This is a genomic window from Streptomyces sp. PL-29 (genome assembly GCF_058344425.1).
The window spans coordinates 2,240,320-2,251,880 of record NZ_CP136996.1 but is presented as its reverse complement, the minus strand read 5'-3'; the positions used below and the strand labels follow the sequence as shown (position 1 = coordinate 2,251,880).

The 11,561-nt window shown below is 73.0% G+C and carries 11 protein-coding genes; 5 read left to right on the top strand and 6 right to left on the bottom strand.

What is annotated here, in order from left to right:
* The first annotated feature begins 13 nt into the window (after window positions 1-13).
* On the top strand, window positions 14-382 hold the full coding sequence (locus R4Z63_RS10330) for a cytidine deaminase (protein WP_370466535.1): 369 nt from the start codon (window positions 14-16) through the stop codon (window positions 380-382).
* Between the two features lie 139 nt (window positions 383-521).
* Here R4Z63_RS10330 and R4Z63_RS10325 read toward each other — a convergent pair whose 3' ends face one another.
* Window positions 522-1,823, bottom strand: coding sequence for an MFS transporter (locus R4Z63_RS10325; protein ID WP_384451078.1), 1,302 nt, complete (start codon window positions 1,821-1,823; stop codon window positions 522-524).
* A 71-nt stretch (window positions 1,824-1,894) separates the two neighbouring features.
* On the opposite strand from R4Z63_RS10325, the gene R4Z63_RS10320 reads away from it, so the two are divergent.
* Both R4Z63_RS10320 and era read left to right on the top strand, forming a co-directional pair.
* On the top strand, window positions 1,895-2,896 hold the full coding sequence (locus R4Z63_RS10320; protein WP_384451081.1) for a GlxA family transcriptional regulator: 1,002 nt from the start codon (window positions 1,895-1,897) through the stop codon (window positions 2,894-2,896).
* A gap of 409 nt (window positions 2,897-3,305) precedes the next feature.
* Window positions 3,306-4,256 (top strand): GTPase Era, encoded by a 951-nt coding sequence (gene era / locus R4Z63_RS10315; RefSeq protein ID WP_037924391.1) that lies wholly within the window; start codon window positions 3,306-3,308, stop codon window positions 4,254-4,256.
* Window positions 4,257-4,290: 34 nt separating this feature from the next.
* Here era and R4Z63_RS10310 read toward each other — a convergent pair whose 3' ends face one another.
* From R4Z63_RS10310 to R4Z63_RS10290, 5 genes are all read right to left on the bottom strand, one after another.
* Window positions 4,291-4,983 (bottom strand): class I SAM-dependent methyltransferase, encoded by a 693-nt coding sequence (locus tag R4Z63_RS10310; protein ID WP_384451084.1) that lies wholly within the window; start codon window positions 4,981-4,983, stop codon window positions 4,291-4,293.
* Between the two features lie 101 nt (window positions 4,984-5,084).
* Entirely contained in the window at window positions 5,085-5,762 is a 678-nt protein-coding gene (locus tag R4Z63_RS10305; RefSeq protein ID WP_384451087.1) for an SMI1/KNR4 family protein, read from the bottom strand.
* Window positions 5,759-6,574: a GNAT family N-acetyltransferase gene (locus R4Z63_RS10300; protein WP_384451090.1), complete on the bottom strand. Its 816-nt coding sequence runs from the start codon at window positions 6,572-6,574 to the stop codon at window positions 5,759-5,761. Before R4Z63_RS10300 ends, R4Z63_RS10305 begins: the two co-directional genes overlap by 4 nt.
* A gap of 28 nt (window positions 6,575-6,602) precedes the next feature.
* Window positions 6,603-6,872 carry a protealysin inhibitor emfourin gene (locus tag R4Z63_RS10295; protein ID WP_037923846.1) on the bottom strand — a complete coding sequence of 90 codons (270 nt, stop codon included), beginning with the start codon at window positions 6,870-6,872 and terminating at the stop codon, window positions 6,603-6,605.
* A 15-nt stretch (window positions 6,873-6,887) separates the two neighbouring features.
* Window positions 6,888-7,961 carry a M4 family metallopeptidase gene (locus tag R4Z63_RS10290; protein ID WP_384451093.1) on the bottom strand — a complete coding sequence of 358 codons (1,074 nt, stop codon included), beginning with the start codon at window positions 7,959-7,961 and terminating at the stop codon, window positions 6,888-6,890.
* Between the two features lie 406 nt (window positions 7,962-8,367).
* Here R4Z63_RS10290 and leuA point away from each other — a divergent pair, with 406 nt between their 5' ends.
* Window positions 8,368-10,137, top strand: a complete 1,770-nt coding sequence (gene leuA / locus R4Z63_RS10285) for a 2-isopropylmalate synthase (protein ID WP_037923850.1) — start codon at window positions 8,368-8,370, stop codon at window positions 10,135-10,137.
* Between the two features lie 435 nt (window positions 10,138-10,572).
* Window positions 10,573-11,268, top strand: coding sequence for a TerB family tellurite resistance protein (locus tag R4Z63_RS10280; protein ID WP_037923852.1), 696 nt, complete (start codon window positions 10,573-10,575; stop codon window positions 11,266-11,268).
* Window positions 11,269-11,561: the final 293 nt, after the last annotated feature.

Genomic DNA, 11,561 nt, shown 5'->3' with positions numbered 1-11,561 from the left:
GCGGGGGCTCCCTATGCTTTCGACCATGACGGAGAGCACCGGGATCGACCCCGAGGACAGCAAGATCATCACCCTGGCGCGCAGCGCCCGGGCCCGCAACGGGGTGCCCGAGGGGGCGGCGGTGCGGGACGAGACGGGACGGACGTACGTCGCGGGCACGGTGGAGCTCGACTCCCTGAAGCTGAGCGCGCTGCAGACCGCGGTCGCGATGGCCGTGGCGAGCGGGGCCCGGTCGCTGGAGGCCGCCGCCGTCGTGAGCGCCGCGGAGGCTCCGGCCGACGCGGACCGCGCCGCCGTCCGCGACCTCGGCGGCCCGGGCACCCCGGTGCTCCTGGCTGCCCCCGACGGCACCCTGAAGTCCACCACCCCGGCCGGGGCGTAGCCGCCGGTCCGGCCTCGCCGACGGGTGGGGCGCGGGTCCGATCCGGGCCCGCCCTGCCCGGCGGACGCCCGGTTCCCCAAGATCGCGCCCCGGGCCCCGCGCCGCCGACGGGGCCGGGCCCGGCCCGGCACCGCCGCCGTCACGTGTGGCGCGCCCCGCCGGGAGGCCGCCGGCGGATGACCATCGCCATCAGCGCCGCCACCGCGCACAGCGCGCCCGAGGCGTACCAGACCACGTCGTACGAGCCCGTGAGGTCGCGGACCAGGCCGCCCAGGAAGGCCACCACCGCCGCACCGATCTGGTGCGAGGCCAGTACCCAGCCGAACGCGATCGCGCCGTCGTCGCCGTAGTGCTCGCGGCACAGGGCGATCGTCGGGGGAACCGTCGCGACCCAGTCCAGACCGTAGAAGACGATGAAGAAGACCAGCGGCGGCCGCACCGACGGCGCCAGCAGGATCGGCAGGAACAGCAGCGACACCCCGCGCAGGGCGTAGTAGACGGCCAGCAGCCGCCGGGGCTCGAAGCGGTCGGTGAACCAGCCCGACGCGACCGTGCCGACCACGTCGAAGACGCCGATCACCGCCAGCAGCCCCGCGGCCGCCGTCACCGGCATGCCGTGGTCGTGCGCGGCCGGCACGAAGTGTGTCCGCACCAGTCCGTTGGTCGAGGCACCGCAGATCGCGAAGGTGCCCGCGAGCAGCCAGAAGGGGCCGCTCCGGGCCGCGTCGGCGAGGACCTTCAGCGCCCGCCGGGCCGCACCCGCGGCCGGGGCGGGCCGGGGCGCGTACGTGCCGCCGTACGGTGCGAGCCCGACGTCCGCGGGGTGGTCGCGCAGCAGCAGCCAGACGAAGGGGACGACGGCCAGCGCGGCCACGGCGACCGTCACCGTCGCCGGGCGCCAGCCGTGGCGGTCCACCAGCCAGGCCAGCAGCGGCAGGAAGACCAGCTGCCCCGAGGCCCCGGCGGCGGTCAGGATGCCGGTGACCAGGCCGCGCCGGGCGGTGAACCAGCGACCGGTCACCGTCGCGGCGAACGCCAGGGCCATCGAGCCGCTGCCCAGCCCCACCAGCACGCCCCAGCACAGCACCAGCTGCCAGGGCGCGGTCATCCACACCGTGGCCGCCGCACCGACCGCGATGACGGTCAGGGCCACCGCCACGACCCTGCGGATGCCGAAGCGGTCCATCAGCGCCGCAGCGAAGGGCGCGGTGATGCCGTAGAGGGCCAGGTTCACCGAGACGGCCGCGCCGATGGTGCCTCCCGACCAGTCGAACTCCTCATGCAGCGGCTCGATGAGCAGTCCGGGCAGGGAGGCGAATCCGGCGGCGCCGATGATCGTCACGAAGGTGACGGAGGCGACGTACCAGGCTCGGTGCACACGGCCGGTCCGCCGCGGGGCGGGGGCGGGGAGGGTGCCGGGGGTGGGGGCTGTCTGGGTCACGCCGACAGCCTCCGGCCGACGGGGCAGCCTACGACAGTGGCCCGACTGTCATACTTCGATACGATCGGGCCATGGAAGCTCCGCCGCACCGCGTGGTCGTCCTGGCCCTGCCGGGGCTGCTGCCCTTCGAGCTCGGCATCCCCCACCGCATCTTCGGCCGGGCCAGGGACAGGGCCGGACAGCCGCTCTATGAGATCCGCACCTGTGGGCTCGCTCCCGGCCCGGTGCCCACGGACGCCGACTTCGCCGTCCACGTCGCGCGAGGCCCCGAGCTGCTCGCCACCGCCGACACAGTGGTCGTGCCCGCCTCGTACGAGCTGGGCCCGGTCCACGAGGAGGGCAGACTGACCGGCGAGCTCGCCGCGGCCCTCGCGCACATCAGGCCCGGCACCCGGCTCGTCTCGATCTGCACGGGCGGCTACGTGCTGGCCGCCGCCGGCTTCCTCGACGGCCGGCGGGCCACCACCCACTGGGCCTCCGCCGAGCACTTCCAGCGGCTCTTCCCCGCCGTGAGGGTGGACCCCGACGTGCTCTACACCGACGACGGGGACGTGCTGACCTCGGCGGGCGTCGCCGCAGGCATCGACCTGTGCCTGCACATCGTGCGCCGTGACCACGGAGCGGCCGTCGCGAACGAGGCCGCCCGGCGGACCGTCGTACCGCCCCACCGTGAGGGCGGGCAGGCCCAGTTCGTCGACCGCCCGGTGCCGGAGCCGCAGCTCGCGACCACCTCGGCGGCCCGGGCCTGGGTGCTGGACCGGCTGCACGAGCCGCTCCGGCTCACCGACATGGCCCGGCAGGAGGCCATGTCGGTACGGACCTTCACGCGCCGCTTCCGCGAGGAGGCGGGCGTCAGCCCCGGCCAGTGGATCACCGGTCGGCGGGTGGAGCGGGCACGGCGGCTGCTGGAGCGGACGGAGCTGTCGATGGAGCAGGTCGCGCGGGAGAGCGGCTTCGGGACGGCGCAGTCCCTGCGCAAGCACGTGCAGGCGGCCTTGGGCGTGACCCCGACGGCCTACCGGCGCACCTTCCGAGCCACCGGAGAAGGCGGGGACGGGGGAGGAGGCGGGTGAAGGCTGGGGGCCCGGCGGCGCAACGCCTCGCGCCCCGGCCGGGGCGCCCCTGTCCGCCGTCCCCCGCCCGCCCCTCCCACGACCGGGACCCCCACCGTCAACGCCCCTGGCAGGATCGCCCCTGGCAGGATCGCCCCGGTCCCGGTCCCCTGCGCTCCCGCACCGGTCACCTGCGCGGCCCCGGAACCGCCCGCGTCGCCGAAGTCACCCCGCACGTGCCGGCGTACACCCCGCCCGACGGCCCGCCCGACGGCCCGCCCGTGGCGGAAGGGGCCCGGACGACCGTGCACGCGCGGTCCGCCGGGACCGCGGCGCAGGGCCTCCCGCCCGGGTCGCGCACCCGCGGCTCACGGCTGTGCTCGCCGTCACCGCCCCGGTCTGGTCGGCGCTGGGGGTCGCATCGGGGAGAATGGCCCGTATGAGCGATCGTTCCCCCGAGTCCACCGTCCCGCACCGTGCGGGTTTCGCCTGCTTCGTCGGCCGTCCCAACGCCGGGAAGTCGACCCTCACCAACGCACTCGTGGGCACGAAGGTCGCGATCACCTCCAACCGGCCGCAGACCACCCGGCACACCGTCCGCGGCATCGTGCACCGCCCCGACGCGCAGCTCGTCCTCGTCGACACGCCCGGTCTGCACAAGCCGCGCACCCTCCTCGGCGAGCGCCTCAACGACGTCGTACGCACCACCTGGGCCGAGGTCGATGTCATCGGCTTCTGCCTGCCGGCCGACCAGAAGCTCGGCCCCGGCGACAAGTTCATCGCCAAGGAGCTCGCGGGGATCAAGAAGACCCCCAAGATCGCCATCATCACCAAGACCGACCTCGTCGAGTCGAAGGTGGTGGGCGAGCAGCTCATCGCCGTCCACCGGCTCGCCGAGGAGCTGGGCTTCGAGTGGGCCGAGATCGTCCCCGTCTCGGCGGTCGGCGACAGCCAGGTGCAGCTGTTGGCGGACCTGATCGCGCCGCTGCTGCCGGAGTCCCCGCCGCTGTACCCGGAGGGCGACCTCACCGACGAACCCGAGATGGTCATGGTCGCGGAGCTGATCCGCGAGGCGGCGCTGGAGGGCGTGCGGGACGAGCTCCCGCACTCCATCGCCGTGGTCGTCGAGGAGATGATCCCGCGCGAGAACCGCCCGGCGGACCGCCCGCTCCTTGACATCCACGCCAACGTCTACATCGAGCGGCCGAGCCAGAAGGGCATCATCATCGGCCCGAAGGGCTCCCGCCTGAAGGAGGTCGGGATGAAGTCGCGCAAGCACATCGAGGCGCTGCTCGGGACTCCCGTCTTCCTCGACCTGCACGTGAAGGTCGCCAAGGACTGGCAGCGGGACCCCAAGCAGCTGCGCAAGCTCGGCTTCTGACCGGCGGCCCGCCCACGCCCCGGGCACCCTGCCTTCAGACGACGCGCCGGATTTTGAGGGCGTTGTCGGGGCGGGTCCCGGGACGACCCTCGGGGTCGGTCATGGGCTGGACGTGCTCCGCCGCGGTCAGGACCTCCCAGCCGCCCTCCGGCAGCTCCAGCTGTGCGAGGACTTCCTCCGGGGTGGGGAAGTGGATGTCCGCGAGGGCCTCCGGGTTCCACGACGGCCCTCCCGCGTGGCCCACCACGAGGAGGGTCCCGCCGGGGGCGACGGCGGCGGCGGCCCTGCGCAGGATCCGTTCACGCGGGAAGTCGCCGTGGCTGTGCAGGAAGCACGCCGAGACGAGGTCGAACTCCCCCTCGGGGAAGGACCGCGCGAAGTCGTGCTGCTGCCATTCGACGCGTTCGCCGACCCCGGCCTCGGCGGCGTGCTCCGCGGCCCGACCGAGGGCCACCGTCGAGATGTCGGTGGCGGTGACGCGCCACCCGCGGCGGGCCAGCCAGACCGTGTCGGCACCCTCTCCGCAGCCGAGGTCGAGCGCCCGGCCGGGAACGAGGTCCTCGGCCTCGCGGACCAGGAGGGCGTTCGGCTTGCCGCTCCAGATGCGCGTGCTCTCGCTGTAGCGCCCGTCCCAGAACTCCGCGCTGCCGGCGACGGGGGCGTTCTCGTGCGCGCTCTCGTGGTCGATTCCGTGGTCGTTCTCGTGCGTGTGGCCGTGCTGCGGCATGGGATCCTCTTCCGCTCGGGGTCCGGTACCCCGATGCTGCGCCCACCCCACCCCCTCCGGCAAACATTCTTGCCGAACCAGCAAACGGGTGCCGGGTGCGGTCAGAAGTCCGCCGGCGCGCCCCAGTCGGGTCCGAGCAGGCGCGAGGGGTCCGTCAGGCCCATCTCCCGCCACTCCCGGAAGGTCAGCGGGGGCGCGCCGCGGGGGTGGTCGAATGACAGCGGCACGATCAGGTCACAGGTGGCGCGGCCGTCCCACCACACCGTGTCGGCCAGCGGCCCCGTGAGCGCGAGCAGCGTGGAGAAGCCGCAGCCGTTCTCCTGGAGGACGACGGCGCCGGCCGTCTTGCGCTCCTCGAACTCGTAGTGGGCCTCGTCCTCGTCCCAGGCCCGCAGGGCGGCCTGGTGGGCCGCGTCGTCCGGGAAGTCCGCCCTCTGCGGCATCCGGGCCCACAGCTCGTCGTCCTCGGCCGCGTAGGAGTCGGGATGCGGGAAGGGCACGGGAAGCAGGTCCCGCCGCGTGTCGCCGTTCCCCTCCCACCACCACCCGGCGGGGCCCCGGGCCAGGCGGTGCACGCGGCCGCCCGAGCTCACCTCGGTCAGGTACGCGCGGTAGGCGGGCGGGAAGCGGATCCCCAGTTCGGCCTCCGCCTCGGCCACCTCGGCCTCGGTCAGCGGCGGGTGGTCCGGCGCGGGCCCCGGCGTGGGCCACCCTCCGGCCGTCGGGGCGGGCGCCGGTGCTCCGAGTGCCGCCCTCAGCCGGCCGAGCAGGCGCATCATGGCGACGGCTCCGCGATCAGGGCCGTGCCCACCCGCTGGAAGCCGACGCGGCGGTAGATCCGGGCCACGTCCTCGTCACCGGCCGAGAGGAAGACCGTACGGGCACCCCGCGCGCGGGCCTGTGCGACGAGCGCCGCCGTGACGCCGAGGGCCAGGCCCTGGCGGCGGGCGGACGGCAGGGTGCCGACGCCCACGACCTCGGCGACGTCCCCGACCGGGTTGAACATGCCCGAGCACAGCACCACGCCGTCGCGCACGGCCGCGGCCATCCCCGAGGTGCCCGCCGCGAGCCTCGCCGAGACGCTCGCCCGGCGGGTCTCCACCGACGGGTCCGCCAGCGCGGCCGCCAGTTCCGCCGGACCTGCCTCGCCCACCGCGGTCCCCGGGGCCGAGAAGGCCAGCGCCGGCACCATCAGCGCGGCCGCCAACAGCGGGTCCCCGGCGTCGAGCAGCCGCACCTCCGGGTGCGGGGGCGGCTCCTCGCCGGCCTCCAGCACCATCAGCGGGTGGGCGTGGACGCGGAGCCCCGCCTCCTCCGCAGCGGCGCGCAGTGCGGGGCTGGTCTCGGCGACCCACTCGAAGGCCTCGGGCACGCCGAGCTCACGCTGGCGATCGAGCACCCGCTCCACGTCCGCGGCGGTCGCTCCGTTGCTGCCGAGCGCGGGCCGCGCATAGTACGGCCAGCCCTCGCCCTCCTGGACGAACAGGGTCAGCGGCCCGAAGTCCTCGGCCCGGGCGCCACCCACCCGGGGTACGGCGTCGTAGTACCGTTCCAGCTCGGCCAGCGTGGAGTCGATCACGGGTTTGGTCATCCGGTCATCCAAGCAAAGAGGCCCGTCCTCAGGCACCTTCTTTCAGCACGCGGGAGATCAGTGCCCGCTGGGCCTCCGACAGGCGCGGCTCGGCGCAGGAGACCGTCCGCCCGTCCACCGTGATCCGGTACGAGAAGCCGTCCCGCACCCGCTCGGCGGGGTCGCCGGGCGGGCCGGGGTGCAGCGCGAGCTGGGCCAGGGCCTGCCACTCGGCCTCGTCCGGCATGCCGGTGGTGTCCACCTCGGCCCGTCGCTCGATGCCCGCGAAGCCGCCCGTCCGTACCACCAGAATCCGCATGGGAGTCGTCTACCCCTACCCCGCGAACGGGACGCCCACGAGCGACCACGCCTTCTGCAGCGCCTGGTGCTCGGCCCCTCCGTCTCCGTACCGAGTGGCGGCGGCCGCCGTCGAGAGGCGGGCGAAGTCCGCGAAGTCGGCCCTCGGGGTGAGGTCCCCGCCGGTCAGGGTGTCGTACCAGATCTGTCCCGCCCGCTCCCAGGCCTTGCCGCCGAGCTCGGTCGCCGCGATGTAGAAGGCGTGGTTGGGGATGCCGGAGTTGATGTGCACCCCGCCGTTGTCGCTGTGGGTGTTGACGTAGTCGTCCATGGTGGCCGGCTGGGGGTCCTTGCCGAGCTCGTCGTCGTCGTACGCGGTGCCGGGCGCCTTCATCGAGCGCAGCGCGACCCCCGTCACGCTGGGGCCGAGCAGTCCGGCTCCGATCAGCCAGTCGGCCTCGTCGGCCGCCTGCTCCAGCGAGTACTGCTTGATCAGGGAGCCGAAGACGTCCGACATGGACTCGTTCAGTGCGCCCGACTGGCCGCGGTAGCGCAGGTTCGCCGTGTACTGGGTGACGCCGTGGGTCAGCTCGTGCCCGATGACGTCCACCGACACGGTGAAGTCGAGGAAGAGGTCCCCGTCGCCGTCACCGAAGACCATCCGCTGCCCGTCCCAGAAGGCGTTGTTGTAGTCCTCGCCGTAGTGGACGGTGGCGTCCAGCGGGAGTCCGGAGTCGTCGATCGAGCGGCGCCCGAAGGCCTTCAGGAACAGTTCGTACGTCGCCCCGAGCCCCGCGTGGGCGCGGTTGACGGTGGCGTCCTTGCCCGGCGGGTCGCCCTCCTCGCGGACCTTCGTCCCGGGGAGCTGCGTACGGTGCCCGGCGTCGAAGATCGTCCGCTGCGGGCCGTCGCCCGCCGGCGCGGCGAGCGCGGCAGCGATCCCGCGCACGGCGGTGACCTGGCGCCGGGTGCGCAGCAGGGAGTCGCGTTCGAGGGTGCGCTGGGCCAGGTCGGCGCGCCGGGTGTCCCCGGACAGGGCGGCCCTGTCGAGGAGGTACGGCGGCACGACCGTGCAGAAGACGGGGTGGCGGTGAGCGTGGGAGGCGTCCATGCCCGGCAATGTGGCACCGAGTCACGTCGGTGTCACTAGCTGCAACCATGATTCATTCGGTTGTGTCACCCCGCCCCGCCGCAGAAACGTGCCTGGTGTCATCGCACGGCGGGGTCGGGGGGCTTTCGGGCGATCACCCCGACTCGGTCGGAGGGGAAGAGGCTTGGCTCACATTTGGTGCAAATCGGACGCGCGGGTCTTGCATACTGAAACAGGTCCTCGCGTCACGGCGCGGCTCGGCTAGGCTCGGCCCATCATGCGTTTCGGGCTGCTTCTCCTTAGCTGCCGCGGCGAGGGTCTGTAGTCGTAGGCCGGCCCCCTCCCCGCGGAGTTTGGTGTTGCGGTTTTCACTACCGCCGTCGGCCGTCCCAGCGAACTACCGCGGACACGCGAGGAGCCCCACACCATGAGCCAGCAGCCTTTTGTCGGTCGCCCCACGCCCATCACGAACGCGACCCACACCCAGAAGTCCTCCGGGATGCCGATCCACAAGTACGGCCGGTACGAACAGGTGGACATCCCGGACCGCACCTGGCCCGACGCCCGTGTCACCAAGGCCCCCCGCTGGCTGTCCACCGACCTGCGGGACGGCAACCAGTCGCTGATCGACCCCATGACCCCCGCCCGCAAGCGCGAGATGTTCGACCTGCTGGTGCGCATGGGCTACAAGGAGATCGAGGTCGGCTTCCCGTCCTCCGGCGAGACCGACTTCGCGTTCGTGCGCTCCATCATCGAAGAGGGTGCGATCCCGGACGACGTCACCATCTCCGTACTGACCCAGGCCCGTGAGGACCTGATCGAGCGGACCGTGGAGTCCCTGATCGGGGCCAGGCGCGCCACCGTGCACCTGTACAACGCGACCGCACCCACCTTCCGCCGGGTCGTCTTCCGCGGCTCCAAGGAGCAGATCAAGCAGATCGCGGTCGACGGCACCCGCCTGGTCATGGAGTACGCCGAGAAGCTGCTGGGCCCGGAGACCATCTTCGGCTACCAGTACAGCCCGGAGATCTTCACCGACACCGAGCTGGACTTCGCCCTGGAGGTCTGTGAGGCCGTCTGCGACGTCTGGCAGCCCTCCGAGGGCCGCGAGATCATCCTGAACCTGCCCGCCACCGTGGAGCGTTCGACGCCGTCCACCCACGCGGACCGCTTCGAGTGGATGGCCCGCCACCTCACCCGCCGCGAGCACATCTGCATCTCGGTGCACCCGCACAACGACCGCGGCACCGCCGTCGCGGCCGCCGAGCTGGCCCTGATGGCCGGCGCCGACCGCATCGAGGGCTGCCTGTTCGGGCAGGGCGAGCGCACCGGCAACGTCGACCTGATCACGCTGGGCATGAACCTGTTCTCCCAGGGCATCGACCCGCAGATCGACTTTTCGCAGATCGACGAGATCCGCCGCACCAGCGAGTACTGCAACCAGATGCCGGTCCACCCGCGCCACCCCTACGCGGGCGACCTGGTCTACACCGCCTTCTCCGGCTCCCACCAGGACGCCATCAAGAAGGGCTTCGACGCCATGGAGGCCGACGCGGCCGCCCAGGGCCCGGGCGTCACCGTCGACGATCTCGAGTGGGCGGTTCCGTACCTGCCCATCGACCCCAAGGACGTCGGCCGCTCCTACGAGGCGGTCATCCGGGTCAACTCGCAGTCCGGCAAGGGCGGCATCGCGTACGTCCTGAAGAACGACCACAAGCTGGACCTGCCGCGCCGCATGCAGATCGAGTTCTCGAAGATCATCCAGACCAAGACCGACGCCGAGGGCGGCGAGGTCACGCCGAAGGCGATCTGGGACGTGTTCTGCGACGAGTACCTGCCGAACTCCGAGAACCCGTGGGGCCGCATCCAGCTGCGCTCCGGCTCGACGGCCACCGACAAGGACGGCACGGACACGCTGACCGTCGAGGCGGTCGTGGACGGCGTCGAGACGGTCCTGAACGGCACGGGCAACGGCCCGATCTCGGCCTTCTTCGACGCGCTGGCCGGCATCGGGGTCGACGCCCGCCTGCTGGACTACACCGAGCACACCATGAGCGAGGGCGCGTCGGCCGTGGCCGCCTCCTACATCGAGTGCGCGATCGACGGCCGTGTCCTGTGGGGCATCGGCATCGACGCCAACACCACCCGCGCCTCCCTGAAGGCGGTCATCTCCGCCGTCAACCGCGCGGGCCGCTGACCACGCGCAGGTGAACCCCGCTCCGCCTTCCGGCGGGGCGGGGTTCCGCCGTTCCACGGCTCCGTTCCGCGGCCACCCGGGCGGGCGGCCGCCGTCCCGACCGCAGACGCCACCGCCCACCACGCCGACCCCGTCGCTCCCGGCGGCCGGATCCGTACGCCGTGCGGCCACCGCGGGGCCGTCGATACCGGCCGCCCCGCCGGGCTCCGCGGCGGGCGGGTGGGGCGGCGGTGCCCCGGCCGGTCCCGCTCGCCGGCCGGTCACCAGAGGCGACGCCCCGTCCACGCGGCAGACCCCGGGCGGAACCGGGGGCGCAGACCGGCCAAGTCCCGCGCGCGGCACATGTTGTCTTGTCGCACGACTGACGCATCCTCACCGATGTGGCTAACATCACGCCAACCCGGCGATGCTGCCGGACGACCACGGAGGTGCGACGTGCTGCCAGTTCGGGGTGGGGACGGCCGGAAGCTAACGGTCTGGGGCATCCGTACCACCTGGAGCACCGTGGGGGACGGGGAGTTCTTCTGCCCGGACTGCGGTGGGGACCGCAACTACCGCAAGCGCACCGGCCGCCGCCGGTTCACCGTCCTCGGGGTGCCACTGCTGCCGCGCGGGCAGGCGGGGCCCGTCGTCGAGTGCCACGGCTGCCGCGAGCGCTTCGGCACCGAGGTCCTCGACCACCTCACCACCACCCGGTTCACGGCCCTCCTGCGGGACGCCGTGCACACCGTGGCGCTGGCGGTGCTCACGGCGGGAGGGACGGCCTCGCGGAGCGCGCTGGAGGCCGCCGTGTGCGCCGTACGGGCCGCCGGCTTCCAGGACTGCACCGAGGAACAGCTGGAGTCCCTCGTGGAGGCGCTGTCCTCGGACGAGGGTCGACTCGGGCTGTACGACATCCCGGAGTGCTGCGGGGCCGCGCTGTCGATAGAGCTCCACGAGGCACTGGAGCCGCTCGCCCCGCACCTGGCCGGTCCGGGCCGCGAGTCGATCCTGCTCCAGGGCGCCCGGATCGCCCTCGCCGACGGCCCGTACATCCCGGCCGAGCGCGAGGTGCTTGCCACCGTCGGATCGGCACTGCGGATCGGCGCCGACGAGGTGGCGCGGCTGCTGTCGGCGGTGCGCGCGCCCTGAGCGGAGCCTCCACCGCCGCGGAGCCGTCCGGAACGCCCGGGGCCGACGTAACGATCCGGCCTCACGAGGGGCGAAATCTCGCCTGGTGAACACGTTGTGAACAGCGGAGCCAACAGCTCCGGGCCCGTTCGGGCCGCCCGTGAGGGTGGCGGGACGGGCCCTTCTTTTTTGCTTACGCGAAGACTTGTGAAGCGTGTTGTGGCAGCTCAATGCCGGTGGGCTTCGCGGTCGCGTAAGGGAGAAGGTGTCACCCGGGAGGCTTGGCTCATACCCCTGCGGTCACTCCTCCACCA

What these genes read in the sequence shown, in the direction of transcription:
- R4Z63_RS10305 (WP_384451087.1), bottom strand. Translation starts at nt 5,762, where the DNA reads ATGATGCGCCTGCTCGGCCGGCTGAGGGCGGCACTCGGAGCACCGGCG.
- era (WP_037924391.1), top strand. Translation starts at nt 3,306, where the DNA reads ATGGCCCGTATGAGCGATCGTTCCCCCGAGTCCACCGTCCCGCACCGT.
- leuA (WP_037923850.1), top strand. Translation starts at nt 8,368, where the DNA reads ATGAGCCAGCAGCCTTTTGTCGGTCGCCCCACGCCCATCACGAACGCG.
- R4Z63_RS10290 (WP_384451093.1), bottom strand. Translation starts at nt 7,961, where the DNA reads ATGGACGCCTCCCACGCTCACCGCCACCCCGTCTTCTGCACGGTCGTG.
- R4Z63_RS10300 (WP_384451090.1), bottom strand. Translation starts at nt 6,574, where the DNA reads ATGACCAAACCCGTGATCGACTCCACGCTGGCCGAGCTGGAACGGTAC.
- R4Z63_RS10310 (WP_384451084.1), bottom strand. Translation starts at nt 4,983, where the DNA reads ATGCCGCAGCACGGCCACACGCACGAGAACGACCACGGAATCGACCAC.
- R4Z63_RS10295 (WP_037923846.1), bottom strand. Translation starts at nt 6,872, where the DNA reads ATGCGGATTCTGGTGGTACGGACGGGCGGCTTCGCGGGCATCGAGCGA.
- R4Z63_RS10320 (WP_384451081.1), top strand. Translation starts at nt 1,895, where the DNA reads ATGGAAGCTCCGCCGCACCGCGTGGTCGTCCTGGCCCTGCCGGGGCTG.
- R4Z63_RS10330 (WP_370466535.1), top strand. Translation starts at nt 14, where the DNA reads ATGCTTTCGACCATGACGGAGAGCACCGGGATCGACCCCGAGGACAGC.